Source organism: Methanogenium organophilum (assembly GCF_026684035.1).
In the GTDB taxonomy this organism is placed as follows: Archaea; Halobacteriota; Methanomicrobia; order Methanomicrobiales; family Methanomicrobiaceae; genus Methanogenium; species Methanogenium organophilum.
On the sequence record NZ_CP113361.1, the window covers coordinates 1,315,155 to 1,341,816 of the forward strand.

Here is a 26,662-nt window from a genome sequence, read left to right on the forward strand (position 1 = left end):
AATGCATCGATGCAATTGGGCTGTATTTGAAATTTGGGAGTATATTTATATTTTTAGCTTCTCTATGACCAATAACAGGCAGATTCTAAATAATACAAATATTATTTAAATAATTAATGGAAATTATCAGTTACTGCTCTTAGGAAATATCATAATGAATTCAATTCTGTATGTTGATGACGAAGAGGCGTTGCTGGATATCGCAAAAATCTTTCTGGAACGCACTGGCACATTCTCTGTGGATACTGCCGGTTCTGCCTCTGAGGGGCTTGAGCTGATTCAGACTCAGGCTTACAGTGCAGTCGTTTCGGATTATGAGATGCCGGGGATGAACGGGATTGAATTTCTTCAGGAGGTACGCAATCACTTCCCTGACCTTCCCTTTATTATCTTTACCGGAAGGGGGCGCGAAGATGTAGTGATTGAGGCATTAAACAGCGGGGCCAGTTATTATATTCAGAAAGGCGGAGATCCTGTATCCCAGTTTGCCGAACTCACACACAAAATAAATCTCGCCGTTGATAAGCGAAAAACGGAGGGGCAGCTTTGGCTTGACGAACGACGTCTGGAGGCGCTTGTGGATTTTTACGAGAAGTCCGCCATGCCAGTTCATGATTTTATGGATTATGCAATTGAGGAGATTACCCGGATCACCGCGAGCCAGTATGGCTACATTGCCTTTGTGAAAGAGGAAGAAGATTTGCTTTCTATGTACAGCTGGTCACAACAGGCGATGAAGGAATGTCGTATAGCGGAGCATCAGAAAGATTATTCCGTGGCTGGGGCCGGAATCTGGGGCGATGCCGTTCGCAACCGGCAGGTAAGCATCATCAATGATTTTGAAAGCACAGTCCGCGGCCGGAATAAGCTTCCCGAAGGTCATGTACATTTGTCCCGCTATCTGGGCGTCCCCGTATTCGATAAGGAAAAGATCGTCCTCCTTGCAGGGGTTGCCAACAAAAAAACACCCTATGATGAGGCTGATGTCCGGCAGATCACTTTGCTCATGAATGGCCTGTGGGAGATTGTTACACGGAAAAAAACGGAAGATGAATTGAAGAGCGCCTATGCAGAGATGGAGGCCGCATATGAGGAACTGGTGGCAAGTCAGGACGAGCTCGTTAGTATGCATGAGGAATTGCAGTCGAGCCGGGATCGACTGGAGGTGCAGGTGAATTATCTCCTCAGTCCCTGTTCAGATATTCCGGAACCGGAACTGATTGATTTGATATCATCTGATGACCTTCAGCGTATTCAGGATGCCTTTGCAGAGGCCTGCAATGTTGCATCTATGATTACCGATACTGGGGGCAAGCCCATCACCCGACTGAGCAATGGGTGTGAGGTCTGCACCATCATCCGTAGTACAGAGAAGGGTGCAGGAAACTGTATGATTTCAGATCGGACATTGGGAAAAGAGGCGCATGAACTGATGAAACCAACCTATGCAGCGTGTCGGGGTATTGGCTTCATTGATGCCAGTGCACCGATCTGTGTCGGTGGGAGGCATATCGCGAACTGGCTTATCGGCCAGAGCAATCCAATGGGGGTTACAAAAGAGCAGGTGATCCGGTATGCCCGGGAAATAGATGCAGATGAGAATGCTCTTGTTACTGCATTCGAACGTATGGAGACAATGTCTCTCGACACATTCGAAAAGATCCTTCATCTGCTCTGGATTGTGGCAGGGCAGTTATCCACCCTTGCCTATACCAATGTGCGGCTTGCTAAGGATGCCCGGGAGGCACATTTGGGTGAAGGGGAAAGCAAAAACGGTAAAGAATAATTTCCGGCGGTCTGCCTCTGAATCATTTCTTCGAAGAATATCAGGCTGTCCTGCCGGAAAATACCTTTTTGTCTCTAATGGCGACAGAATTTATTCGTATCTTCTCGTATTATCTCGTCTCTTTAATTCTTTGTCCTATCCCAGCAGTGCAAGTGCTTCTTCGCCGGTCATTCCAACCCGGACGCCCTTTTCTTCTGCGATGGGATTTGCCTCTTTTATGATTCCCCGCATCAGGTCATCAGCGGTCGCAACCGATGTATGGCCATCCGGAGGTCGGATGCGGGCTGCTGCGTAGCCAAAACCGGCAAGCGCCGTGACGTCAATTGCACCACAACCTACGAGACCGCTATCGTTTGCAGCAAAGACAATATTGACTGGTCCTGCAGGGATGATGGAACAGACAAATTCCTCTCCTCCGATGGTTATCTTCTCATCTGTCATAGGCGTGAGTATATGCACCTCTCCGGTAAAAATGTGGTGTCCGGATGGGTGTTGTTTTTTCTTTATGGGTATGCCTTATCAATGAGATCAATGTGAATATCTCTCAGGATAACTGTGTGGTATGGGGGGTCTGACAGGATCCGGAATTTTGTTTTATGGTGACGCTCAGAGTCAGGGAGGAGTTCGTCTCCCATCACTTCCCGTCTCTCTGCCGGTCCGCGGCACAGGTGAGGCGGATGTCAGTGTAGGAGAACCGATCACCGAGGACAGCCTTGAGCCGCCGGATGTCCCGTGTCCCCTCCCGTGCCGCAGCCTCCCGTATGGATGCCTGACGGTGCGGTGGCACAAGATCGTCAATCTCCACCTGCTCTCCGCCCTCAATTGCCTCCGTGAGATGGGCAGCGCAGATATCCGGGGTGAGGGAACGCTCCCGGGCAATCTCTGTTATCGTACACCCGGAACAGTAGAGGCGCAGAGTCTCTCGTGCTGAGTTGTCTGCTTTGCTATCTTCGTGCCGCAATGTCGCCATAAAGGCCGGGCCGAACCGCTCGAGTTTGGCGGCACCGACCCCCTTGATGGAAAGAAATTCTGCATCCGTTGTTGGCCGTCTGGCAACCATCTCCCGGATAGCCGCATCCGAGAAGATCATATATGGAGCAATCCCTTCGCGGTCTGCGATCTCCCGTCGGAGTGCTTTCAGCCGGAGGAACCCGGGATCTGCAGGCTCTTCCCGATGGTCGTCTTTTACCGCTTTCGTGCGGGTTAAATAGACCTCTTCGGTATCTGCTCCGGCGGCAAGGAGTTCCTCTCCTGCCTCTCCTACGGTGAGCACGGGATACGCGCCACTTTCCCGCCCGAGATATCCCATCCGTATGAGTTCCCGTATGAACGAACGCCATTCGTCCTTTGAGTATGCCTTCCCTACACCGTATCCGGGGGTATTCTTTTGTCCCAGTTCACGGATCTTTTTGGTATTTGCACCGCGAAGCAGGTCGATGAGATGATTTGAACCGCAGGGTACCTCGAGGGCCTGCACACAGGTGACTGCCATGCGGGTCACATCCGTGCCGTCGAACCGCTCCCGCGGTGAACAACATATGTCACAGGAGCCGCATCCGCCGGCAGGGGGCTCTTCTCCGAAGTACTGTAGGATCATCGCCTGCCGACAGCGCTGCTCCTCACAGTAGGCAGCCATCTCCTCGAGTTTTGCATACGCTGAACGCTGCCGGGCGGCAGATGATTCCTGCCGGATAAAAAATGCCTGCCGGTGGAGGTCACCTGCAGAATAGAAGAGAATGCAGTCTGCCGGGTCGCCGTCCCGTCCCGCCCTTCCCGTCTCCTGGTAGTAATGCTCAGGGGAACGGGGCAGGTCGTGATGAATCACAAACCGGACGTCCGGTTTATCAATCCCCATTCCGAAGGCGACGGTGGCAATGATCACCTGCACACGGTCACGGACAAATGCCTCCTGTGCCGCCTCCCGTTCCTGCCGGGTGAGTCCGGCGTGGTAGGGCAGAGCCCGGATGCCGGAGCGGCGGAGGGTGGCGGTGAGATCTTCGACCCCTTTGCGACTGAGGCAGTAGATAATCCCAGCCTGTCCCTGGTGTGCCCGGAGATAGGACAGAATTGCTCCTTTGGTATCCTTCTTTGATCTGACCTCATACCGGAGGTTTTTCCGGTAGAAACTCCCGGTCACCCGGCGCGGGCGGCGGAGATGGAGTTGTGCGATGATATCTTTTTGCACGGCAGGAGTCGCCGTCGCCGTCAGCGCCACTACCGGTGCGTGGGAAAACTCGCGAATGAGACGAGAGAGTTCGCGGTATTCCGGCCGGAATTCGTGTCCCCACTGTGAGATGCAGTGTGCCTCATCGACAGCGATGAGGGTGATGTGTGCCTTCTTCAAAAGAGAGAAGAATTCCTTCTTTACCGCCCGTTCGGGAGATACATAGAGCACCCGCACCTCCCCGTGGACAATGGCCGCTTCCGTCTCCCGTCTTTCGCGGTAGTCCTGTAATGATGTGATACATGCGGCAGACACACCGCATTCCCGGAGGGTGTCTACCTGATCCTTCATAAGGGCGATAAGGGGAGAGATGACGATTGCTGTCCCTTCCGAGAGTAATGCCGGTATCTGGTAACAAAGAGATTTTCCGCCCCCGGTTGCGATCACCCCGATGACATCCTCACCCTCTGCCAAGGCACGGATGATCTCCTCCTGGTATGGGTACAGGGAGTCATATCCGAAGTATTGCCTCAGAACCCGGGTGGCATTAGAGAATGGCATGGAATATATTCAGCAATGGGTTTGTCAGAAGAGCAGGTTATGGGTTGTGATACGGATCTTGTGCACACAGAAACAGGATGGAAAGTTTCCCATCCTGATAAAGGGATGTGCAGTTTATGCGTGTTCGGAAATCCGGATGTGTTCCTTAGCAACAGCCGCCGTTGTCGTGACTGTGCCCGGCGCATGCACCTGAAGGATCCATCTCTCCGAGGGTTCCGTCGTTCAGTGCTTTGACATTTTCTCCAACGGTTCCGGGGATGGCACAGAATACTTTTATTCCTGCACCATTGAGGCTCATGATGGCCCCCCTGCCTATTCCACCGACAAGAACTGCATCTACAGAATGTTCTGCAAGTTCCTCTGCCGGTGCACAACCCCCACTGCCATGGGTTGAGTCTGTGGGCGGTATCTGCGAGCATACGCCGGTCTCGGTTTCGACCAGAAGGAATGCCGGTGCGGATCCAAAGTGCCCATAGGGGATGCTCTCAAGTCCTTTATCCTCGCTGATTGGTATGCAGAGTTTCATAACTGTTACACTGTCTCCTGTGAATGCAATATGCACTATTTTACTCAAGTGTGCATAATTGTAGCGGTTCAGGCAGGGTCTGTTTCACTGCCGGACTGACGGCGGCTGCGACTCCGGTACATCGCGTATCTTGCAATGAATGCCATGAGTCCTACGGCAATGAGTATGGATGCTGTCCATGCCAAAACGCTCCCGATACCCGAAGATATGAGGATGAGGGCTGCTATTGTTCCCACGGGGATATTCAGGGCAAGGCTTACTGCAAGGCCGGGATTATACTGGTGATCCGGTATCCATGCGGCGGCATGGGACAGCCCGTTTAGTACTGTAAAACACGGTACCCAGAGTCCCCATGCCGGATCGATAACCATTGCAAAGACTGCTGAGACCGTGAAGAGTACCCAGATAATCCCTACATTAATCCAGTACGCCTCTCGATCGGTGAGGAGCGGGACGTTTGGATCAGTCCCGTGCTGTGTGGAGAACCTCTGCGTAAGCATTGCCATAAATCCTCCCGGCCAGAGATACTCCTCAAACTGGTGCGTAAAATACACCGGCAGGCAGATCCAGATCCAGAATGCCGGAGTTCCCTGTGGCCACACAAAGATCAGCAGGAAAATGGTGGTATATATGGCAAGGAATGGTGTCCCGTCCTGCCAGTGGGTATGCAGCCAGGACGCCGCAGCAGAGAATCTGCTGCTGCGGTGGTCTCTCTCGTCCATATACTCCGTTGTTCTTCCGGCACAAATGAATTCCTGTTTTTTACACTTCCGTCAGAATACGGGTTATGCATATCCGCTGATCTCATAGTCTACTGCAGACGACATCTCGGCACATTCATCGCCATGCAGCAATACTTCCTCAACACGCTGTTTTAGGATGGTTGGATATACGGCGCCGGAAAAACTCTGCACTGGTTTTCCCGCACAAAAGAATCCAAAGGTTGGTGTCGCCATCACCCCGTAGCGTTCACCCAGCCAGGGATTCTCTGCCAGGTTCAGCCGGATAAAAATCATTTTTCCTGCATATTCACGCCCATAATCCTGGAAATACGGCTCCATTGTTCTGCAGTGTGGACAAGTCGGGGTGTAAAACATCACCACCACCGGCAAGGTGCTCTTTTCAACGGTTGTTTCCCATTCTTTGCCGGTTATTTCACGGACAGTTGTTTCAGGCATGCTCTTCACCTCTCACACTTCCGGTATTGGGAGCAGACGTAAAAAAAGATTGCCGGGGGGGATGTCCTGGGGGTTATTCCCGGCCGTTTTGTACCATCAGGTCCCTGATACTCACATCGGGGTGATGGTATCTACCCCGTGCAACGGTCTTTTTTCCAGACTGAATGGCGTTTCGCGGGCAGTAATTGATACAGGCGAAGCAGGATTCGCAGGCATTTCCCCATTTTGGTGGTTCCATGCCGCTCACGGTGATATTGTACGCCGGACAGACCAGTTCACAGGTGCCGCATCCATTGCACTTCTCATCTGCCCGGAAACGGCTTCCCTGCGAGCGCAGCTGTCCTTTCAGGGGTTGATACATGGCACTGTTAAAGAGATTCGTAAGGAATGGTCCTTTCTCAAATCCCAGATCTCCTGCGTTGATTTGTTCTGCAATCCGTTTGATCTCAGTGCGTGCCTCTGTGATAACTTCAATCTCCTGGTCTTCCGGAAGCACATCTCCAAGCAGCATATAATTGGTGGGCATCTTCAGGGAATATGCTCCGCCCATCTGGTAAGAACGCTTTTTAAGGATAGTTTTTATCCGTTTCCATGCCCCGTCCCCGGCACCGGCCATCGTCACAAGGGCAAAGATCCCATCTGCAGAATCAAGGTTGATTTTGCGGGCAAATTCTGAGACCATGAGTGGTGGGCCCCCAATATATACCGGAAACACAAACCCAATCCTCCCTTCCTGTACGGTGATTTCTCCCCCGCTATGTATCACTTTTGCCATGGGGATCAGCTCAGTATCTGGTATGTGGCAGGCCAGTTCCCGTGCTGCCCACAGGGAATTGCCAGTGCCGGTGAAGTAATATAGTATAGTCTTCATGCCCTGATCTCTGGAAGAGTAGTACTCCTTCTTTAGTGATAATTATGTTGAAAATAACTGAATTGTGTTTCATAATTAATGATTGGAGATTAATCTTGGGAGACGGTAATGACACAGACGGTGATATTGTCCTCTGAAACGGTAATCGCTGCAGAGAGCAGTGCAGCGGCAGCGATTCTGGCGGATTTTCCCCGTACTTCTTGGACTATTGTGTCCGGGGTCAGGTAATCGTGCATGCCGTCTGTAGAGAGAATGAGCGTATCTCCTGGAATGATTTGGGTTTCGGTCACATCTGCTGCAAAGAGTGCACCAATGGACCGGGTGATGATATGTTTCTGCGGGTGACTGAATACCTCTTCCGGACGTATAGTGCCTGCATCTATCTGTTCCTGCACGAGTGAGTGGTCCCGTGTCACCTGGATGAGGCGGCCGTCCCGCACCAGTGAACAGCGTGAGTCTCCGGTATTGCAGGTAGTGAGATTCCCATCACAGAAGAGTGCGGTTGTGAGGGTGGTACCCATGCCACGTAGCGGACCGGTGGCTTCTTGTTTTACCGCCGCATCTGCAGAGATGTGTGCCTGCCGAAGGAGGGCTGAGGAATCGGGCATGGCGCCCGCGCCAAAGGCCCGGCTGACGACGTCCTCTGCTGTTCGGATGGCACAGGATGAGGCCACATCACCTGCCGGACGGCCGCCGATGCCGTCCGCGACCCCACAAAAGAGCGTCTCGCCATACCAGCGTGCTCCCCAGGCATCCTCATTATTTGGCCGTCTTCCTGCCACTGATATCGCATGGTATGCAAACCGGGTATGCATTATTCTCTTCTCCTGCTGCATCGCAGTCGTAATGATACCGTTCGCACAGATAAGAGATAAGGGCGGCGCTTTTGGAGATTGCGGGTAGGATGGTTAAAAAAGGAAGCCTGGCCTATGTAAATACTCTGGAAAATGGGGGATGTCCCTGTTTCAGTGGACTTATTCAGGAAACACTGCGTTGAGTTTCTGCATGAATTCCCGGTCTGAGAATACTTCGTCACATTCCTTTGAGAATCTGCAACGAAGTATGTCATATTCGTCCTCAGTGTACTGGCTTACAGATCCTCGTATCCGCTCTGTGAATATATCCGGGTCCGTTGGCATAAATTCTCTGGGCTACTGTGAGTGTGGAAATGATATATACCTTTTGTGCGGATTGCATATATTTAAATACTGTTTTATTTTTGATATATATATTGTGGCAAAATTGGCCGAATGATATATATTGTCTCTTGTGGGCCCGTTTGAATACGAATTAGGTTTTTTGAATTGAAATACATGACTCTGAAATAATATTTCTCCATTTTGTCGGTTAAATTTTAAAAAGATAAAGTATTGGTGTTTTCTGGGGGATGGGTTCGGTGCCGCATCCTTGACCAGAAGTAGCCAGCTGTTCTGTTGTCAGTAACATTCTCTTCTGCGGTGCCGGTCAGCCTTTGCCGCTGCTTTCTGTGCGGCAGGAATGTCCGGGAGAACTTTGGCCATTCTGCCGGTCCGGGTATAGTAAAGGTACGTCTCAGGCACTCTCCCGGTCAGGGCCCGGACGGCATCCGCGTAGACGGCGAGCTGGACGCGGTACTCCTCCCGGCATACACCCTCTCCCGGGTCAGGGCCGGTTTTGTAGTCAATCACCGCATACCGTCCGTCTGCCGTATTGATGATCCGGTCTACGACACCCCGCACCATCACCTCCCCAAAGCGGTGGACAAACGGGACTTCACACTGGTGTCGGGTGCTCTCCCGGATGAGCGGGTGGGAGCAGAACTGGTCGTATGCTGACGCAAGGGCGGCCACGCGGTCTGCACCCGCCGGGAAACCGTAGCGCACGCAGGCGCGGGCGGGGGCCATCCCGGCAAAGACGGCGTGCACAAGGTCTCCGTTCCGTATCGCAGTATTTTCTGCTCCGCCGGACTGCAGGAGACTTCTGGGGTCCGGCCCCCCATCTATTGTCTCTGAAGCATATGCATGGATGGCCGTTGCCGGCAGAGGGGGGAGGGACGGTGGTGCAGAGCGGGAGAGCGGCGGGGTCATCCATGCGGCGTCTGCTCTCTTTGCGGGCAGAGGGGCGGTGATCATTACCGGCACCTGTGGCGGGGTGGCCGGCCCTGTCAGCGCACTCTTCTCTGCGGTAATGATTGGTATCCGCCATTTCCGGCCGTCCGGGGTTGTGCAGGCTTTTTCTCCTGCCGTCACATCTCCGGGAGTGATGCAGAGTGCCGCAAATGTCCGGTGCATCCGGGTCTTGCCGGTCTCCTGCCCGAGGGCGACCATCTCCATATCCGGCAGGGTTCCGGAGAGGAGAATGTGGTCACGGGCTCGGGTGACCGCCACATAGAAGAGGCGACGTGCCTCTGCCGCTTCTTTCTCCTTGCGCCGGTGCTGTATCAAGAGGGAGATGGGTGCATCCACCGGTCCGTCCGGGCCGGGAATCTTTGTGGCAAGGCCCAGTCCCTCCTCAAAGACCACTCCGTTTCTCCGGCCGGTGGTGTCAGCGTTTGTGAAGGGCAGCACAACGACCGGAAATTCCAGCCCTTTAGAGGCATGGACGGTCATCACTGTAACAGCGTCTTCCTCCGCAACGAATAGGGGTGCATCCTCCTCTTTCGGTGCGTCCCGCACCGCACGCCTGAGGTCTGCGGCGAACTCATCAAATCCATAGCATCCTCCGGATTCCCGGGACCGGGCGATCCCGATGATCTTGCGGAGGTTTGCTGTCTGCTGATCACCATTCTTTCGCCCGCCGCAGACTACATACATACCTGACTCCCGGAGGATGCGGGTCACAAACGCCGACGGGGGTTCCCGCCGTGCATACGCCTGCCAGCGCTCCAGCATCCGGCAGGCTGTGGCAGCCGGGCCGGTGGCATGCTCTTTAAGCCGGGAAAAGAGACGCCTGCCGCGACCATCTGCAGCACGGAATATTTCTGCATCAGAGAGTCCGAAGAAGGGAGAACGGAGGGCACCATACAGGGCGATGTCATCGGTATTATCTGCAAGGAAAGCGATCACCGCTGCACAGTCTCGCACTTCCTGCCGGTCATAGTAGGCGGTCCCGCCATGGATCTGGTAGGGCACACCGGCCCGCCGGAAGGCATCTTCGATGAGGTGCAGGCGGCCCCGTGTCTCGATGAGGACCGCACAGTCCCCGAATGCGGCAGGCCGGCTGTTCCACTTTCCGTCCTCCCGTTTTTCATAGATTGTCTTTTTCTCTCCGCAGACTATATCGCGGAGCCACGCAGCGACTGCTTCTGCTTCTTTGAGGTCCCGCTCTGCGGCCTTTTTCTCGGTTGGGGTGATGAGGATCTCCGCTGTTCCACGGTGTGTTCCCCTCTTTTCGGTGACCGCAAGCAGGTCATAGCCAAATTCCCATGGCTGCCGGTCGGCGCCGAGTATCGTTTTGAAGAGGGTGTTTACGAAACCGATTATTTCCGGTGCGCTGCGGAAACTGGTGTCAAGTGCCACCTCCTGTCCCCCCCGCTCGACCGTGATGTGTTCGCGGGTTGCCTTAAACTGTGTCACGTCGGCGTTCCGGAAGAGGTAGATGGACTGTTTCGGGTCTCCGACCACAAAGAGGGATCGTTCCTTCCCTGCGGCTGTGAGGATGTCGGAGATGATGGCCGCCTGCAGGGGGTCGGTGTCCTGAAACTCGTCAACCATGATAGCCCGGTACTTTGCGGCAATCCCGTTGCGTGCCGTCGGGTTTTCTGCAAGCAGGGCCTGGGTGAGGATGAGCATGTCCCCAAAGTCGATGCCCCCACGCTGCGCCTTCTGCCGCCCGATGGCACCTGCAAACCAGAAGAAGGCCGTGCCAAGCGCCTGCAGGACGTGGATGGTCTCCTGAGTCTTCGGGTCATCCGGAGAGACGGTGAGCGTCAGCAGACCGCGGGGATTGTCGTCTCCCCACTCTTTCAGGGCACTGTATGCCGTGTTCAGGTGTTTCTTTACATCCGCCCCGAGAACCTTTGCAGACCCCATCCCGCGTCTCCCTTTACAGGAGAGCAGGGCGGCAAGGGCCTTGCAGGTTGTGTCCGGGCGTGCAGGATCAAGGGCCTCCAGGCAGGGGGCGGCTTCTGCAAGATAGTGGGCTGCCGGGTCGCTCTCGCCAGCATACACCAGGGCCAGATCCCGGAGCACGGCTGCCGCTTCCCCTGCAGGGGATGCAAAGAATTGCGTACATATATCATCTTTTTCTGCATCTACCGCAGCCGACCATGCAGCGATGACGTCTTCGGGGTTCTCCCGAACCTGACGGAAGAACCTCTCTGCATTCCATCGGTCGTTATAGAGGCTGGTCAGGACCTGTTGTATCTGCCAGACGCCAAAGGTTCGCAGGCAGACGAGGGTCGCTTCCCGGACGGGTTCCGGCAGGGTAGTATACAGGAGACGGTAGAGGGCCTCTTCTGTCATCTGCGTGAGGTCGTGGTCATCGATAACGGCAAACCCGGGTTCCAGGCCGGCTTCGAGTGCATATTCCCTCAGTATTCGTGTACAGAAAGAATGGATCGTGGAGATGCCGGCCCACATCAGGTCGTCACGGAACCGGGCGGCATCCTCCCCCTCTGCTGACGCAAGGGCCTGACGGACACGGTCCTTCATCTCTGCTGCTGCCTTCTCGGTGAAGGTAAGAGCAAGGATCTCCTGCACGCCTGCCTGTTCGTCACCTTCCCGTTCGAGGAGGTCGAGGTAACGGCTGACAAGTACATAGGTCTTCCCCGTCCCGGCACCAGCCGTCACACAGAGGCTGCCCGGCGAGGTGATGGCAATCTCCTGAACCGGTGTTCGCTGTGGTGGCATCTATGCCCCCTCCTCTGTGCGGTGTGTCGCAAGTGTCCGGAGGATACTGTTCCGGCATATGTGGGAATATTCACAGTATCCGGGACAATTGCCTGCATCTGCTGCCAGTGGGAAGCGGCCTGCCCGGATGCCTGCTGCAGCACGGGCGGCGGCCAAAACAGCCGTGTCGATGATCTCCCGGAAGGGTGGTGCGTCTTTTTTCATTTTCTTCACCGGGTAGGGGGCAAGGACGTCTGCATAGCGGGTATCATGCACCACCACACTGTTCACCACACCCCGGCGTTTCATCTCATAGTATGATGCACCCGCACCGGCAGCGCCGCTCGCCACCTCAAGGGCCCGGACATAGAGGGCCAGCTGGAGGGCCTCCCCTGCGATGATCGCCGATTGGTTCGGGTGGGAACCGGTCTTGTAGTCTGTCACCAGAAACGCTCCGTCTGCCATCCGGTCCACCCGGTCGATAACGCCCCGCAGAAGGAGGGTTCGCTCCTCTCCCGGCACAGGCAGGGCGACCGGTGCATCATGAATGCTGCCGGGGCGGTCCGGAGTGCCGAAATCCACCTCAAAGAGGGACGGCACAAACTGAGCAGCCCGTGTCCCGGTCTCCTGCAGAATAAACTCCTCAAAAAGCCCAGGACCCGCCCCGTCTGTCCCGAGAAAGGCCTCCATGCCTGCTTCCCATGCAGCGCCGGAACGGGTATGTCGGGCAAGCACGGTCTCTGCCTGTGCAAGGATACGTGCGGTTGCCTCCTCTTTTTCACCCGGTCCCGGCCCGGTGTCATGGCTGGCCATCCAGCCCGTGTAGAAGATCTGGCAGACCTCATGGACGATGGTCCCGTGTGCGGTGGCGGAGAGGTCACGGTCCTCTTCGGGCAGGGGTTCGGCGCCCAGAACATGCCGCAGGTAAAACCGGAAGGGGCAGGTGACATAGTCCTCCAGCGTGGTTGCCGACCAGACGGTGTCCTCCGGGTAGCGTGCGGCAAGCATCGGGGGGATCTCCGGGTCGGTGTCAAGCATGCCGTCAAAAGGTGAGTCACACGCCCCCTCGCGGTGATACTCCTCTGCGGTGATGCGGGCGGCCACCGATTCGGCGGAGCAGCCTTCCGGCAGCCAGAGTGCCGGTGGCAGAAATCCGTCCCTGATGGCATGGCCGGCCTGTTCCATCCGGCTCTCTTTCGAGGCGGGCATGACCCTACACTGCCATTCGTCGTGTGGGAAGGCATCCTCTGCGGCGGCATAGAAGGGGGAGGGGATGAGCACCCCGCCGTCACTTTCCGCGTGGCTGAGATACAGTTTATTCCCGGCAGAGAGGAGGGCTGCGAGGAAGTAGTAGCGTTCTTCCCTGAGCTTCTCACGCCTTCGCATCGTGCCCATCGCCCGTTCCTCCTGTTCGGTGGTATAGGGGAGGAGGGGCGGAATGTCCGGGAACCGTCCGTCGGTCAGGTCCGCGATGAAGACCACCGGCAGGTGCAGCCCCTGAAGTTCACGGATACCGCAGATCTGGACGGCCTCTGTATCTGGTTCATGCTCGGGTCGTGCCTCTGCCGCTGCGGCTGTGAGGACCGCCGCCGCCTCGCGTACGCTCACTACCGGCCCTTCTTCTCCCGGGGTACCAGCCATCCTGTCCAGCAGTTGATGGAACTCACGCAGGGCGGTCTTTTCACGTTCTTCGACCATTGCATCCGGTGCCGGCGGGATGTGGGGTGCATCCCACCGGGTATAGAGGTCCCGGAGTGATTGGATATGGGCTCCCATTGGTTTTGGTGTCGTAAGCGGCTGCAGGTCCCGGATAAGTTGAGCAACCACCCTTTCGACCCGTTCGGTCGCAGCAAAGTCGCGTGCGGCGCCTTCCTGTCGGTAGGGCGGTTCTGCGGAATTTTCTGCGGTCTCTTTCAGGCGCCCTTTCAGACGGGCAAATCCGTCTTCCCATGCTGCTATGCCTCCCCGGATGCCAGCCTCACAGGCCCGATGGTTCACCTCACTCCCGGAGACCGGCCGTCCGTCAGCGTCACTGAACCGGAAGAACGGCTGGGAGAAGAGCTGCACCACCGTCTGTCGTTCATATCCGTCTGCCACCACCCGGAGCGGCAGAAGAAGCGCCTGAACCAGCGGTTCTTGTGCTAAGGGCAGGGTGGTGGATGAGGCGGCGGGGATACTGAAGTCTTCAAATATGGCTGTAAGCCGTCTCTCTTCTGCGCGGAGGTCCGGCAGGGCGACTGCGATCGCTTCCGGCGGAGTGCCGGTATGGATGAGGTCAGAGATCTGCTGCGCGACGGCCCGGAACTCTGTCCTGCGGTCCGGAAACGTGCCGCAGGAAAGTGATGCCGGCGGGGTGAGCCGGCCGGTATCCGAGAAGAGCCATTCCGGGCCGTTGCCGGTCTCCGGGGACGGGAGCGCCTCCGGCCCGAAGATTGCCGGGTTTGCCCCGGCTGGCCGGCAGACCATCCAGCGTCCGCCGCTCCCACTGAGCGCTGACAGGAACCGTTTTGCCTCAGGCAGGGGTGCATGGATGCCGTAGATACAGCCGGAGTACGTGATCGGTGAGCGGGCAAGCGCATCTGCAGCGACGCTGCAAATCGATGGGCTGTCCACTGCCCCCTCTGCTGCCATACGTGCCCGGTAGTCTGCAAAGATCTCCCCTATGACCCGGCTCTTCTCTCCTCCGGCAGCACCGAGGCAGGAGGGGTAGTCGATGCCCCGTTCGGCGATCACGCGGAAGAGGCGGGAGAGGTCCTGTACGAGGCGCTGCCCCCCCTCCTTCCCGCCGGGGGTGAGGATGCCCCGCCCCGGGTGGGCCCGGATGGCCTGGTGCATCAGAACTCTGGCCTCTTCGGCAGGGATGATACGCAGGTCCGGTGCCATCCGGACGAGGATCTCTTTTGCGAGGTCTGCCGCTGTCCCCACAAGGGTTTGGGTATGGGGTATCTCCTCCCGGATCATCCGTGTGCGCAGGGTGGATGCAAGGCGTATGGTCGGCAGGCAGAAGGCGGCGGTAAATGGGTCTTCTGCTGCACATGTTGCAAAGAACCGGAGGCATTCTTCCTGCAGGTCACCCGGCAGAATCGGGATGTCGTTCTCTCTTTCAGCGGTCATGTTGGGAGACCCCCCGGTAGTACATGGCTAATATATTGTGTTCCGTTGCCTTACCTCTCGCGATATGCGCTGCCGAAAAAAGAAGGGGAAGAGGCTGCCTGCAGCTGTCACCCGAGGTTTGCGATCTTCTTTCCGATAGCGGCTGCATCCTCAAGCGCTGCTGCATCGTCTTTGATCTCGCCCGGCAGGAATGCCTTTCCGGTCACTGAACCTGCATAAATAAACTCGTGGGCATTGGCAAACCCTTCGAGTGTCTCAAGGGCACGGTCTGCACCGCAGTCCCCGTTCACCGCGACGGTGACTACATATTTGCCGGAGAGTTTCCGGTCGTGCCAGAGTGAGTAGGTCCGGTCGATGAAGTTCTTAATCTGTCCGCAAACGTCATAGTAATAGACAGGTGTTCCGATAACAAGGACGTCACATTCCTGCATCTTTGCGGCAATCTGTCCCCAGTCGTCGTTGGTGATCGTACATTCCTTCTTCTCCCGGCACTGGAGACACCCGGTGCACGGATAGATGTGGTGGCCTCCAAGTGAGACAAACTCGCAGGTTGCCTCTGCGTTCGCTTCTGTTACTGCTTCAAGGATCATCTTAATGAGATAGGCGGTATTTCCGTTCGCCTGCATGCTCCCTGAGATTCCCAGGACATTCATAGTGGAAAGTCGAATGCAACCTATTTGAGCGTTATGGCTGTACTAAACTCCTGTCCGTCCGTGGGGGACATGAATTTCCACCGGAATGCACCCGCAGTCCGTGAGAGCACGGCGGCACTCACCCTGCGGATTCTCTTTGCGGTACAGGAGATGAGTGGTGCACCGGCAGTCACTGCACCCGAACCCTTTTACACCGTCATATCCGAGACGCTGGGCGAGGGTGCATTCCAGCCGCTCTGTCGTCTCTGCAGAGATCACACGTTCAAGCACGAATTGGTTGTCCGTGAGGAGATAGTCAATATGCCACCGTGGTGGGGAAGTGCTATCTCCGTGAAAGAGACGGATGTGGCGGGCAACCCGTGCGAGTCCCCCCGGGCCGAGGGCCGAACCGACATAGATGTACCATCCGGCGGGAAACACCACTTCACCCAGTGCACCCACCGAAGCGATCGCCCCTTCTGTGTACAGGATGAGGCAGTAGATGCCTTTCTCTACCATATGAGTCTCCCCATTTCCACTCCTTAGTACTGTTCAGTCCTTCTCAGTAATATCCGATCATCCGGCGTGCAGCCTCGATATGCCGGAATCCTTTCTCGGTGACTGGCATTCCGTGACCTGGCCAGAGTTTCTGCACATCATACCCTGCCAGCCGCTCAAGCGACTGCACCAACGCCTCCTGGGATCCGCCGGGAAAGTCGGTGCGGCCCGCCCCGCCGTCTGCAAAGACGGTGTCACCGGATATGAGGTTCTCATCTTCTGAATCCCAGAGACATATTGACCCCGGTGTATGTCCGGGTGTGTGTATCACCTTCAGACCGCCGATGGTGTCTCCGTCCTCCAGTGTTCCGGTAAGGGGCACGGCGGGTGTGCGTTCCCCAAAGAGTGCTGAGAGGGTTACCTCTGTTCGCCCCTGTGATAGTGCCGGTTCGTCCGCCTCGTGTATGAATACCTCTGCTTCGCACATATACGCAATGTGATGGGCATGGGCGATATGGTCATAATGGCAATGAGTCAGTACAATCGTTGTTATCTGCGAGGCAAAAGCCTCCACCTGCATCGGGGTAACACCCGCGTCTACCAGCACGTCTCCGCAGAGATAGGAGTTTGCCCAGTATCCTTCTCCCGGAATCCATCTCACCTGCATGCATGATAATAAGGTTTTACCACCAAATGTCTGTTATGCAGACCCTTATCAGGGAGTGCCTCTCCGGTGTGCCGGATGAGATCGAGGCACTGGCCCGTAGAGAAGGGCTTGATGGGCGAAAGATGGCACGTGATGTCGTGCGGGGACGTATCGTCGTTCCGGCAAACCCACGACGTGAACACCGTCTCTGTGCCATCGGGTCCGGATGCCGGGTGAAAGTAAATGTGAACATCGGGACCTCGGGTGCCCGGTGCGACCCGGATCTTGAACTGAAAAAGGGAGAGGCAGCGCTTGCAAACGGCGCAGATGCCCTTATGGACCTCTCCACCGGCGGAGATCTCGCCGCAATACGAAAGAGTATTCTGGCGCTGGATACAACAGTCGGCACTGTACCCATCTACGATGCAGTCCGTCGTGCGGGCAGCGCCCCCGATATCACCGCAGACATACTCTTCAATACCATCCGTGACCACTGCCGTGACGGGGTTGACTTTCTCACTTTGCACTGTGGGGTCAACCGTGAGGCGCTCGCCTCCCTGCGGCGCGACCCACGGGTAATGGGTGTAGTCTCCCGGGGAGGTGCATTCCATGTGACAATGATGGATGCCACCGGTGAGGAGAACCCCCTGTATGCGGAGTATGACTATCTGATGGAGATTCTCAAAGAAGAAGACGTTTGTATCTCGCTTGGGGACGGCATGCGCCCTGGGGCTGTCGTTGATGCAGGACGGCAGGCAAAGAGCGTTGAGTATCTCACCCTTGGTACCCTTGCCGCACGGGCGCAGGAATTGGGTGTCCAGCGGATGATTGAGGGGCCGGGACATATGCCGATAGATCAGATCACGTACAATGTGAAGATGATCAAGGAACTCACCGATCAGGCTCCGCTCTACCTATTAGGGCCGCTAGTGACAGACATTGTTCCCGGATATGACCATGTCTCTGCTGCTGTTGGCGGTTCAATTGCGGCGATGGCCGGTGCGGACTTCCTCTGCATGGTTTCTCCGGCAGAACATCTTGCCCTGCCGGATCTGGCAGACATCGAGGAGGGTACACGGGTGGCAAAAGTTGCCGCACACATTGGCGATACCACACGGAGGCCCGATAAATGGTACACGGAAGGGGAGCGGCAGATGGCCGATGCCCGTCATGCCCTCGACTGGGACCGGCAGTTCTCTCTTGCAATGTTCCCTGAGCATGCGAAACGGATTCATGAACGGGACGGGGAGATTGATACCTGCTCCATGTGCGGGGATCTCTGCGCGGTAAAACTGGTCCGTGATATCCTGAACGAGAAGAAAGACGAACCTTCAATCTGAATATATTCAGGTTCTCTGTTTTTTGCGCGTTCGTCCTCTTGTTTCGGGTGATATTTTGTTCTCTTTCTCTTCCACCTCTGTCACGTTGTCGTATGTGATGGTACGGTATTTTGTCCTCTGCCGGAGGCCGCCGGGGCGGTGTTCCGGGACCCACCCGTGATAGGCGCAAGGCTAATATGGCAAAACGCAGATGATCCAAAACCCGCGGTGCGGCAGAGGAGAGAGGATATGTCGTGGTATATGTGTGATGTCTGTCATTCGTTTTCGTATGATGATGAAGTTGGATCAGCTGAGGGGGGCATTCCTGCTGGTATGACTCCTGACGATCTGCCGGATGAGTGGGCATGTCCTGTCTGCATGTCTGACAGGACGCACCTGAAAAAGAAACCCGGTGCTGCAACAAGGGAGGAACGGACACCGCCTGTGGAGGTGGACCCGGCGGCTCATATCTGCCGGTCACCGGACTATATCGAACCGCACTTTGTCCAGATCAAGACCTCGGCTCTGACCGGAGAATCGGTCATCGAACCGATGCGGACATCCCGGCTGATGGTCTCATGGGATGAGGTCCTCATCATCGCAGCAGCACTGCGCCGAATGGCCCTCAATCAGGAGGAACCGGTTAATATGGAGACTGTTATAGGTCCTGATGCGAAGCAGCCGATGTTCCTCTCGGTTCCCTTTTATGTGACTCATATGTCATTCGGGGCCCTATCGCGGGAAATAAAAATTGCTCTTGCAAAGGGAAGTGCCCGTGTGGGGACGGCATGCGGTTCCGGTGAGGGGGGTATTCTTCCCGCCGAGTTTGAGCATGCCCACCGCTATATCTATGAGTATGTGCCGAACCGCTACAGCGCTACTCCGGACTACATGCAGACATCAGATGCCATAGAGATCAAGATTAGCCAGTCAGCAAAACCGGGAATGGGGGGTTTTCTCCCCGGTGCAAAGGTAACAGAAGAGATTGCAACCATCCGTGGTTTTCCGCAGGGGCATGACATCCTGAGTCCGGCCCGGTTTGATGACATTCGCTCTCCGGAAGATCTGAAGGTCAAGGTGGATTATCTGAGGGATGTCTCCGGCGGTAGACCTATCGGTATCAAGTTTGCAGCAGGTGATGTTGAAGGAGACCTTGAAGTTGCCATTGCTGCAGAGCCGGATTTCATCACGATTGACGGGAGGCCCGGTGGGACAGCGGCCGCACCGAAGGCAATTAAGGACGCCACTTCAGTCCCGACAATCTATGCCCTTGACCGTGCCCGGCGGTATCTGGATGAACATGGAGTGGAAGGTATCTCTCTTGTGATGACCGGAGGATTCCGTATTTCTGCAGATATTGCAAAGGGCCTTGCGCTCGGTGCTGATGCCGTAGCGCTGGGTACGGCCTCGATGATCGCTGCCGGGTGTGACCAGTATCGCATCTGCCACACCGGGGACTGTCCCACCGGGGTGACAACGCAGGATCCCGACCTGCGTGCAAGGGTGGATGTCGAGCGTGCTGCAGACGGTGTTGCCCGGTTCTTTTCTGTCACCCGCACAGAACTGGAGGACTTTGCCCGTCTCTGTGGCTATCACGATGTGCATGATCTGTCGGTAAGTGACCTCTGTACCACCAATACGGAGATCTCGGATTATACCCGTATTCGGCATGTGTAGCAGTGAAATAATTCATTCATTTATTCATTCAAATCCATTTTCTGCTTTTACCGTGATAATACGATATAAATGAGATTGATATCTATATAACTGAACATAACGAGTGAATTCTCTATGATACCTGAAGATCATTCTCCCCCGGTCACCATAGCCGCACAGGTGCTAATCACAACGGTCATGACGAAAGATCTGGTATTTGTCTCACCAGATGTATCCATATCCGTGGCGGCGGCCCGCATGGCAGAAGAGGGAACCGGGAGTTGTCTGGTCATGGATGAGGGAATGCTTCGGGGAATCATTACTGAACAGGATCTGGCCCGGAAGGTTGTGGCAGGTATGCTCAGTGCCGGGGAAACGCCGGTCTCCCGTATCATGTCATCGCCGGTTATTACCATTGGAGCAGAGAATACTGTCGGGGATGCTGCCGACCTGATGGTCACCCACCAGATACGACGCACTGTGGTTGAAGATGATGGCCTCCCGATAGGTATTGTGACCGCACGTGATGTGCTTGGCTTTGCAAGCAGGATGAACACCATTTTGCAGGAAATCTCAGGGATGTACGGGACCCTGATGTTTCTGGACCATGATATGGAGGTTTTGTGGGTGAACAAACAGCATGAAGGAGGTGGTACCGACGGTGAGGGAGCGGTGCACTGCTATGAACTCCTGCATGGCAGCCTCCGGCCCTGCCCTGGGTGTCCTCTGTTTCTCTCCTGCGATACTTCCGGTGAGAAGGTACGGACATCTGAGATAATCGACCGTGACCACCGTATCTGGCAGGTGCAGTGCCACCCGGTCAGCTGGAGGGGCGGGGCGGTTATCGGGGTAATTGAGTCCGCAATTGAGGTCACCAATGAACGGGAACTGGAACAGACCCTTCGCGATCACCAAAATCAGCTTCATATCGCAGCTGAAAGTGCGGATGTCGAGACCTGGTACTGCCGTGCTGACGGGAAAGGAATGGTGTTCGGATCCGAAGGAGGGGTGGTATTTGCACCGGAGTGTCGGTTTTCCGGCATCGGAGAACTGTATGGGTATCTGCAGCCCCGGCTGCACCCGGATGATATGCGGCTCCTGCGTGCGATGGTGGATGGTTTCATTAAAGGGAGGAAGCATTCAGCTGAAGTCAGGTTGCGTATGCTTGTTCCGGGGGGGGGATGGCGATGGATACGGACGGTTGGACGGGTCATTGAGACAGCACAGGATGGAACGGCGGTTACCATTGCCGGTGCCAATATTGATATCACTGATCTTACCAACTACCGTGCGGCCATTCAACGGGTAAATAAAAAGCTCAATCTCCTCGCGTCAGTCACCCGCCATGATGTCCTCAACCAGGTGAGTGCCATCATGCTTGCCGGTGAACTGCTGGAAATGGATGGCTATCTGGATGGGGGCAGTGAGCTGGCAGAGAATATCGGGCGAATTCTCTCTTCCGCGGGTACCATCGAACGCCAGATCCTCTTTACCAAAGAGTACCGGGGACTCGGGGAGGCCGATCCTGAGTGGCAGAATGTATGTCTTCTTGTAGAGAAAGCAGCAGATGAATTTGGACCGAATCTCCTCTCTGTGACTATGTCGTGTGCATGTGAGGGGCTGGAGATATATGCAGATCCAATGTTTGGGCATGTTCTCTTCAATCTCATTGACAATGCGATTCGCCACGGAGTTGACACATCCCATATTACCATCGGGTTTTCAGATACAAGAGACGGAGGGAGACTTATCATTGAAGATGATGGCAGGGGAGTTCGGGACGATATCAAGGAACAGATATTTGCCCGAGGGTATGGACATAACACCGGACTGGGTCTGTTCCTTTCCCGGGAGATCCTGGATATCACAGGCATTTCAATCCGTGAATGTGGAGAATTTGGCAGGGGTGCCCGTTTTGAGATGTTTATTCCCCACTGCGGGTACCGCTTCGTCTGAATGCAGGGAATGTGATGTGAGAAAGATATACCTTTTGTGAGGATCATATGGGGGTATCAGACGGAGGAGAGAGAACAATGTCAGAGAAGGGGCCAATATGCCCGGAATGTGGAAATCCGCTTCCCGAAGGGATGACCGGGCTTTGTCCTGCCTGCAGTACCTGGAAAGAGTCGGCCCTTCCCCCCCCTCAGAAGAATGTGCATGCGGCGGTGGTGCTGTCCTTCTTCTTCCCCGGTTTTGGGCAGGTCTATAACGGGCAGTATAAAAAAGGCATCCTTGTGCTGGTGGCAACAATATTCGGGCTCTATTTCTTTCTGGTTCCGGGGATTGTCATTCTTGTCGCAGGGGTGTATGATGCCTACCGGACAGCTCAGCGGCAGAACGCCGGTATTCTTCCGTATTGTGATATGCACGTATACCATGTTGTGTTATATGCGGCGTTATTCATCATCGTCTGGTTTGCAGCGATGTCTGTCTCGTCTGTTTTTATGATGCCGTGACAGTGAGCGGCTCATGACTGCTGCTTCCGGAGAGGGGTTCTGATATACTCCCCCATATTTCAGTCCCAACAGTGAGGGGGATTTCATCTCCCAGGGGAATGCATCCTGTACAGGTACATGAGGGTAATTTTGGTGAAAGATATCACATAACCTGCTCCTTACAGACCGTCCATCTTCCCGATTCCCTCTTCTTCGCAATCTCAAATGAGGGACCGGTACGAAGTCCACAAAACCGGTATCCGACACCTGTTTGAAACAAACCTTCCTTTTATGGTTGCAGACGGCAAATCTCACGGCAATGGCGATGGAATGCACAATACTGGCTGACAATACCGCTCTTACCGATCGGTACCTTCTATCGGAATCCGGATTTTCCGCATATATCCGGGACGGGGATGTGCGGGTGCTCTTTGATACCGGATTTTCCGGTGTGTTTATGGACAATGCACGGCGGATGGGCATTGAACCGGCGGATACCACCCATGTTGTCTTCTCACATGGGCACCTTGACCATACCTGGGGGCTGCAGTCACTGCTGCCGGAACTGGGGAATGAAACAACCGAGGACGAGGGCCACGGCCGTCCGGTTTTCCTTTCCCATCCGGATGTTTACCTCCCCCGCAGACGGCCAGGTAATTCAGAGATCGGTACGCTCTACTCAGCAGAGATTCTGGCCCGTTTCGGTACGGTGCAGCTCTCGAAGGAGCCGGTATGGATCACCGACAGGCTGGTCTTCCTTGGTGAAGTCCCCAGAGTGCATGACTGGGAGGCATTCGCACCGAATGCAGATGTGACGCTCCCGGACGGCACCACCGCACCTGACCATCTCACCGATGACACTGCGCTTGCCTACAACAGTGACGAAGGACTGGTGATCATCAGCGGTTGTTCGCACTCCGGCATTGTTAATATCATAGATCATGCCCGGACAGTCTGTGGCGAGGCCCGCATCCGGTCAGTCATCGGCGGCCTGCACCTAATGTACGCTGATCAGGAGCGAATAGACAAAACGGCCCGTGCACTGGAGGCAATGAACCTCACCTCCCTGCATGCCTGCCACTGCACCGGGTTTACGGCCCTGCATACCTTCTCCCGTACACTGCCCCTCAAAGAGACTGGCACCGGGCTAAAGACGGTGTGGTAATTCCCCCTCATTTTCGCCGTGGCATGGGGTGTATATCATGTTCATACTGTCTCCCGAATCGTTGTGTCTTTGGGATTGGGCACGGTCTGCCTGTTTTGTCCGGGTATATCGGAATGCAGCATTAACCGGATGTTGCAACTGCCCCGGTGACGTTCTCATTTCTGTTTGCTCCCCCGACAGTAACGGTCATAATCCGGAAAGTCAAATCACATTGCATGAAAAATGTTGAAATGACGCTTGAAGGCACGATTCTTACGATGAAAATTGATATCTCCAAAGATTTTGGCCCCTCTAAATCAGGAAAGTCCATCACGATTGCATCAACCGAGGGAAACATTTCTCTCCCTGAGGCAGAAGATGTCAGGATTGGCCTGAATGTTTATAAAAGCAATAAATAGGAGTTTTTGTTCTTTGTCCCGAAAGGCACGAACGATTAATGTCTCCCTGTCTGACAGGGACTCTGGATCCTTTTTTAGAAAATCATCTGTTTCCCTTTTCCTGTTCCCGTACATCCGGTAACGTACCGGTCATACAAGCGGGAGGGTGACGGTGTGCGATGACATTACCATCGGGAGAATGTTTGTGGCCATATCCAGCCATTGACTGCATGCACGTGCTGTGTTGTAAAAAAAATATTGCAGGAGTATTTTGCCGGTTTACCCGGTAATACCGCTTGTAATGGTGGAGAGAAGAAGTTGTTTGTTGATTGGTTTCGGGAGGAATGCATATGGTTTTACCCCCTCTGCACGACCCTTTGTCTGAGTATCAGTGTACGCAGAGAGGAAGATGATAGGGATGTTGGAGAATTCCCTTATCTGGTTTGCTGCCTCAATACCGTCTATGTCGCCTTTGAGGTTGATGTCCATCAGCATGACCTCTGGTGTATTCTCGCGGACGCAGTCCACTGCCTCTTTACCGGTTTTTACCGTGCAGACCACGTCAAATCCCTCGCGTGTCAGCAGTTCCCGCAGAAGCATCGCTATCATTCCTTCATCTTCAACAATTCCGACGGAGCGTTTTTCTTTCTTTTCCATGCTGTATTTGTTCTCTCCTCATTTTTGCAATTAGTTGATATCATCATAGGGGAATTGTATTATCCATGTGGTTCCGCCGGAACCTGTTGAAATACGGTAACAACCGTCCAGTTGGTAATTCACAAAAGTTTTTACCATCCGCATCCCCAAGGATGTCGCCTTTTCCGGTTCAAATCCATCCGGAAAGCCGACTCCGGAATCACTGAAGGTAAGAACAACTCCTGCCTTGCTACATTTCATCCGTATGGTGATTATACCTTCTGTTGATGCTATGAAGGCATACTTCATCGCGTTCGTGAGGAGTTCATTGATGATGAGACTTACGGGAATCGCTTTTTCGAGAGTAAGGGTACATCCCTTTGCATCTACCACGGTACTGACTGCTGCTGCATTGGGGAAGGAGCTGATGATCTCATATGTCAGACGTTCAAAGTGGGGCTGGACGGTAATTGATCCAAATGATTCTGACCGGTAGAGTTCTTCGTGGACTGTAGCCATTGAGGATATGCGTCTTTCTGCCTCCCGGATCTGGGTTGCCACATCGGGGTTGGCCTCTTCCTCTTTCACCGCCTGCATCTCCAGCATGGAGGAGATTATTGCGAGATTGTTTTTTACCCGGTGGTGCACCTCCTGCAGGAGGACCGTCTTCTCCTGCAGTGAATCCCGAATTTTTTGTTCGGCCTCTTTTTGTTCGGTGATATCCATACCCACCGACTGATACTCGACAGCCCTGCCGTCCTCATCAAAGATCATGTGGTCATCCCAGCGGTGCCAGCGGATACTGCCGTCATCCAGTATGACCCGTTGTTCGATCATCTGGTTGGTAGTGCCAGCATGAAGGGCGGCAAAATGGGCGGCAACCCGGGCCCGGTCATCATCGTGGACATTGGCACGAAATTTTGTTCCCGTGGCATTCTCCGGGTTGATTTTAAAGTACCTGGCATAGGCGGAGTTGATGAAGATGATGGTGCCGTCGGCCCGGAACCGGGTGATCATCTCCGTCTGGCCGTCTACCACTGAGCGATAGAGGTGCTCGCTTTTTGTCAGGAGTGCCCGTGTGTTTGTGAGTGCTATATTCTGAAAGATAAGAATCACAACAAGGATTGCAAGGATGAATGCAACAGCTGCGACACCTATTGCGACTTCCCGGCCAACGGTAATAAAATCAGGCGGTTGGTTGATGATGTTTGTCCCCTCTGGCAGGGCTGATTGTGCGATGCCAAAGCGCTGCATCTCGTCATAATCGAAGATGGGTGTGGTTTCCGGTGTATAGGTCACAGGGTCGGTGCCCTGGGGCGGATTTTCTTCCAACACCCACAGGGCATGGTTAGCTGCATTGTATCCCAAGTCATAAGGGGAGATCTGCACGCCTCCGACGATTCCTTTGTTGTTGTAAATACTTGCGACAGAATAGAGGGGAACGGGGCTTACAGCAGAGATTTCAGTAGAGATTTCATCAATATGATAGGGGGTGATATCCTGATCGGCCAGATAGTACGTGATGATCAGAACGGCTGCGGTCTCTGGCAGTTCTGCCAGGTCTGCTTTGATTTCACTGATGCCATCACCGGGTTTGGGGTAGAGGAAGGAGATGGTGTCAGTGTAGGCTGTGGTCTGCTCTTCTACCTGTGTGCGGATGGAACGGCCGGTGTAGGTATTGTCCAGAATGACATAGATGGTGTCTGTATCCGGGTTGATCGCCCGGATCACGTCCACTGTATCCCGTATCGGCATGATTTCAACGGTGCCAATATACAATGCGGTTTTCTCTCCTGCCTGTACAAGGTTCGATGCATTATTCACCCCGGTGAAGACGACCGGAACACCGGGGAAGAGCCGGTTGCCGTATGTGTCCATGAAAAAGAGGGCGGGGTCGTCAGAGATGATGATAGCGTCGGGATTTGTACTTTCATATTTATGAGCAAAAGTCTGGTACAGGTTTTCAAAATGCTCTGTGTCGCTGATGACTTTTGCATCAAGATATTCGATGGATAACTGGACGTGCGTGTGTTCTGAATCCGCGATTGCCGCCACTATTCCTGCTTCAATCTCCTGATTCCATATGTATCCCGGCCCGTAGGAACTGATGTAGATGATCTGGTCATGCCCACCGGTATCCACTGCGGTGACAGGCAGTATCAGGAAGAGAATAAGGAGGATTCCCACCAGTGTAGGGATCCATGGTTCTGTTCGCATCTACAGATGCATAAGATATTTAACACGGATAAAGGAATGTTATGTTCCATTTATGCAGGGGCATTGTCCGGAC

21 protein-coding genes are annotated in these 26,662 nt (G+C 54.7%); 7 read left to right on the forward strand and 14 right to left on the reverse strand.

What is annotated here, in order from left to right; all coding sequences use genetic code 11:
- Positions 1–154: 154 nt before the first annotated feature.
- A complete protein-coding gene (locus tag OU421_RS06585) occupies positions 155–1,786 on the forward strand; it encodes a PocR ligand-binding domain-containing protein (RefSeq protein WP_268187830.1) in 1,632 nt (543 codons plus the stop codon).
- A gap of 135 nt (positions 1,787–1,921) precedes the next feature.
- On the opposite strand, the gene OU421_RS06590 is transcribed toward OU421_RS06585, so the two are convergent.
- The 12 genes from OU421_RS06590 to OU421_RS06645 form a co-directional block, all read right to left on the reverse strand.
- Entirely contained in the window at positions 1,922–2,227 is a 306-nt protein-coding gene (locus OU421_RS06590) for a YunC family protein (RefSeq protein ID WP_268187831.1), read from the reverse strand.
- A 193-nt stretch (positions 2,228–2,420) separates the two neighbouring features.
- On the reverse strand, positions 2,421–4,511 hold the full coding sequence (gene recQ, locus OU421_RS06595; protein WP_268187832.1) for a DNA helicase RecQ: 2,091 nt from the start codon (positions 4,509–4,511) through the stop codon (positions 2,421–2,423).
- Between the two features lie 145 nt (positions 4,512–4,656).
- Positions 4,657–5,037 (reverse strand): NifB/NifX family molybdenum-iron cluster-binding protein, encoded by a 381-nt coding sequence (locus OU421_RS06600; protein ID WP_268187833.1) that lies wholly within the window; start codon positions 5,035–5,037, stop codon positions 4,657–4,659.
- 68 nt (positions 5,038–5,105) lie between these two features.
- Positions 5,106–5,759, reverse strand: coding sequence for an HXXEE domain-containing protein (locus OU421_RS06605; RefSeq protein WP_268187834.1), 654 nt, complete (start codon positions 5,757–5,759; stop codon positions 5,106–5,108).
- 63 nt (positions 5,760–5,822) lie between these two features.
- Positions 5,823–6,215, reverse strand: coding sequence for a thioredoxin family protein (locus OU421_RS06610; RefSeq protein ID WP_268187835.1), 393 nt, complete (start codon positions 6,213–6,215; stop codon positions 5,823–5,825).
- 73 nt (positions 6,216–6,288) lie between these two features.
- Positions 6,289–7,086: an EFR1 family ferrodoxin gene (locus tag OU421_RS06615; protein WP_268187836.1), complete on the reverse strand. Its 798-nt coding sequence runs from the start codon at positions 7,084–7,086 to the stop codon at positions 6,289–6,291.
- An 89-nt stretch (positions 7,087–7,175) separates the two neighbouring features.
- Positions 7,176–7,901, reverse strand: coding sequence for a PP2C family protein-serine/threonine phosphatase (locus OU421_RS06620; RefSeq protein WP_268187837.1), 726 nt, complete (start codon positions 7,899–7,901; stop codon positions 7,176–7,178).
- Between the two features lie 621 nt (positions 7,902–8,522).
- Positions 8,523–11,915: a UvrD-helicase domain-containing protein gene (locus tag OU421_RS06625; protein WP_268187838.1), complete on the reverse strand. Its 3,393-nt coding sequence runs from the start codon at positions 11,913–11,915 to the stop codon at positions 8,523–8,525.
- Positions 11,916–15,008 carry a PD-(D/E)XK nuclease family protein gene (locus OU421_RS06630; RefSeq protein ID WP_268185286.1) on the reverse strand — a complete coding sequence of 1,031 codons (3,093 nt, stop codon included), beginning with the start codon at positions 15,006–15,008 and terminating at the stop codon, positions 11,916–11,918. It abuts the gene before it with no gap.
- Between the two features lie 107 nt (positions 15,009–15,115).
- Positions 15,116–15,661: a flavodoxin family protein gene (locus OU421_RS06635; RefSeq protein WP_268185287.1), complete on the reverse strand. Its 546-nt coding sequence runs from the start codon at positions 15,659–15,661 to the stop codon at positions 15,116–15,118.
- 42 nt (positions 15,662–15,703) lie between these two features.
- Positions 15,704–16,159 (reverse strand): GIY-YIG nuclease family protein, encoded by a 456-nt coding sequence (locus tag OU421_RS06640; RefSeq protein ID WP_268185288.1) that lies wholly within the window; start codon positions 16,157–16,159, stop codon positions 15,704–15,706.
- 43 nt (positions 16,160–16,202) lie between these two features.
- Positions 16,203–16,805, reverse strand: a complete 603-nt coding sequence (locus tag OU421_RS06645) for an MBL fold metallo-hydrolase (protein ID WP_268185289.1) — start codon at positions 16,803–16,805, stop codon at positions 16,203–16,205.
- A 26-nt stretch (positions 16,806–16,831) separates the two neighbouring features.
- On the opposite strand from OU421_RS06645, the gene thiC reads away from it, so the two are divergent.
- From thiC to OU421_RS06675, 6 genes are all read left to right on the forward strand, one after another.
- The gene (thiC, locus tag OU421_RS06650) at positions 16,832–18,124 is read left to right on the forward strand and encodes a phosphomethylpyrimidine synthase ThiC (protein ID WP_407659707.1); all 1,293 of its coding nucleotides are present in this window, start codon (positions 16,832–16,834) and stop codon (positions 18,122–18,124) included.
- 228 nt (positions 18,125–18,352) lie between these two features.
- Entirely contained in the window at positions 18,353–19,780 is a 1,428-nt protein-coding gene (locus OU421_RS06655; RefSeq protein ID WP_268185291.1) for a glutamate synthase-related protein, read from the forward strand.
- Positions 19,781–19,894: 114 nt separating this feature from the next.
- Positions 19,895–21,715: a CBS domain-containing protein gene (locus OU421_RS06660; protein ID WP_268185292.1), complete on the forward strand. Its 1,821-nt coding sequence runs from the start codon at positions 19,895–19,897 to the stop codon at positions 21,713–21,715.
- A gap of 47 nt (positions 21,716–21,762) precedes the next feature.
- Complete coding sequence (locus OU421_RS06665) at positions 21,763–22,215, forward strand: TM2 domain-containing protein (RefSeq protein ID WP_268185293.1); 453 nt, start codon at positions 21,763–21,765, stop codon at positions 22,213–22,215.
- 298 nt (positions 22,216–22,513) lie between these two features.
- Positions 22,514–23,359, forward strand: a complete 846-nt coding sequence (locus tag OU421_RS06670; RefSeq protein ID WP_268185294.1) for an MBL fold metallo-hydrolase — start codon at positions 22,514–22,516, stop codon at positions 23,357–23,359.
- Between the two features lie 215 nt (positions 23,360–23,574).
- The gene (locus tag OU421_RS06675; protein ID WP_268185295.1) at positions 23,575–23,757 is read left to right on the forward strand and encodes a hypothetical protein; all 183 of its coding nucleotides are present in this window, start codon (positions 23,575–23,577) and stop codon (positions 23,755–23,757) included.
- A gap of 258 nt (positions 23,758–24,015) precedes the next feature.
- Here the strand turns inward: OU421_RS06675 and OU421_RS06680 are convergent, their stop codons facing one another.
- Both OU421_RS06680 and OU421_RS06685 read right to left on the reverse strand, forming a co-directional pair.
- Complete coding sequence (locus OU421_RS06680; protein WP_268185296.1) at positions 24,016–24,393, reverse strand: response regulator; 378 nt, start codon at positions 24,391–24,393, stop codon at positions 24,016–24,018.
- 30 nt (positions 24,394–24,423) lie between these two features.
- Positions 24,424–26,589 (reverse strand): histidine kinase dimerization/phosphoacceptor domain -containing protein, encoded by a 2,166-nt coding sequence (locus tag OU421_RS06685; protein WP_268185297.1) that lies wholly within the window; start codon positions 26,587–26,589, stop codon positions 24,424–24,426.
- Positions 26,590–26,662: the final 73 nt, after the last annotated feature.

What these genes read in the sequence shown, in the direction of transcription:
- OU421_RS06585 (WP_268187830.1), top strand. Translation starts at nt 155, where the DNA reads ATGAATTCAATTCTGTATGTTGATGACGAAGAGGCGTTGCTGGATATC.
- OU421_RS06590 (WP_268187831.1), bottom strand. Translation starts at nt 2,227, where the DNA reads ATGACAGATGAGAAGATAACCATCGGAGGAGAGGAATTTGTCTGTTCC.
- recQ (WP_268187832.1), bottom strand. Translation starts at nt 4,511, where the DNA reads ATGCCATTCTCTAATGCCACCCGGGTTCTGAGGCAATACTTCGGATAT.
- OU421_RS06600 (WP_268187833.1), bottom strand. Translation starts at nt 5,037, where the DNA reads ATGAAACTCTGCATACCAATCAGCGAGGATAAAGGACTTGAGAGCATC.
- OU421_RS06605 (WP_268187834.1), bottom strand. Translation starts at nt 5,759, where the DNA reads ATGGACGAGAGAGACCACCGCAGCAGCAGATTCTCTGCTGCGGCGTCC.
- OU421_RS06610 (WP_268187835.1), bottom strand. Translation starts at nt 6,215, where the DNA reads ATGCCTGAAACAACTGTCCGTGAAATAACCGGCAAAGAATGGGAAACA.
- OU421_RS06615 (WP_268187836.1), bottom strand. Translation starts at nt 7,086, where the DNA reads ATGAAGACTATACTATATTACTTCACCGGCACTGGCAATTCCCTGTGG.
- OU421_RS06620 (WP_268187837.1), bottom strand. Translation starts at nt 7,901, where the DNA reads ATGCATACCCGGTTTGCATACCATGCGATATCAGTGGCAGGAAGACGG.
- OU421_RS06625 (WP_268187838.1), bottom strand. Translation starts at nt 11,915, where the DNA reads ATGCCACCACAGCGAACACCGGTTCAGGAGATTGCCATCACCTCGCCG.
- OU421_RS06630 (WP_268185286.1), bottom strand. Translation starts at nt 15,008, where the DNA reads ATGACCGCTGAAAGAGAGAACGACATCCCGATTCTGCCGGGTGACCTG.
- OU421_RS06635 (WP_268185287.1), bottom strand. Translation starts at nt 15,661, where the DNA reads ATGAATGTCCTGGGAATCTCAGGGAGCATGCAGGCGAACGGAAATACC.
- OU421_RS06640 (WP_268185288.1), bottom strand. Translation starts at nt 16,159, where the DNA reads ATGGTAGAGAAAGGCATCTACTGCCTCATCCTGTACACAGAAGGGGCG.
- OU421_RS06645 (WP_268185289.1), bottom strand. Translation starts at nt 16,805, where the DNA reads ATGCAGGTGAGATGGATTCCGGGAGAAGGATACTGGGCAAACTCCTAT.
- thiC (WP_407659707.1), top strand. Translation starts at nt 16,832, where the DNA reads ATGTCTGTTATGCAGACCCTTATCAGGGAGTGCCTCTCCGGTGTGCCG.
- OU421_RS06655 (WP_268185291.1), top strand. Translation starts at nt 18,353, where the DNA reads ATGTCGTGGTATATGTGTGATGTCTGTCATTCGTTTTCGTATGATGAT.
- OU421_RS06660 (WP_268185292.1), top strand. Translation starts at nt 19,895, where the DNA reads ATGATACCTGAAGATCATTCTCCCCCGGTCACCATAGCCGCACAGGTG.
- OU421_RS06665 (WP_268185293.1), top strand. Translation starts at nt 21,763, where the DNA reads ATGGGGGTATCAGACGGAGGAGAGAGAACAATGTCAGAGAAGGGGCCA.
- OU421_RS06670 (WP_268185294.1), top strand. Translation starts at nt 22,514, where the DNA reads ATGGCGATGGAATGCACAATACTGGCTGACAATACCGCTCTTACCGAT.
- OU421_RS06675 (WP_268185295.1), top strand. Translation starts at nt 23,575, where the DNA reads ATGAAAAATGTTGAAATGACGCTTGAAGGCACGATTCTTACGATGAAA.
- OU421_RS06680 (WP_268185296.1), bottom strand. Translation starts at nt 24,393, where the DNA reads ATGGAAAAGAAAGAAAAACGCTCCGTCGGAATTGTTGAAGATGAAGGA.
- OU421_RS06685 (WP_268185297.1), bottom strand. Translation starts at nt 26,589, where the DNA reads ATGCGAACAGAACCATGGATCCCTACACTGGTGGGAATCCTCCTTATT.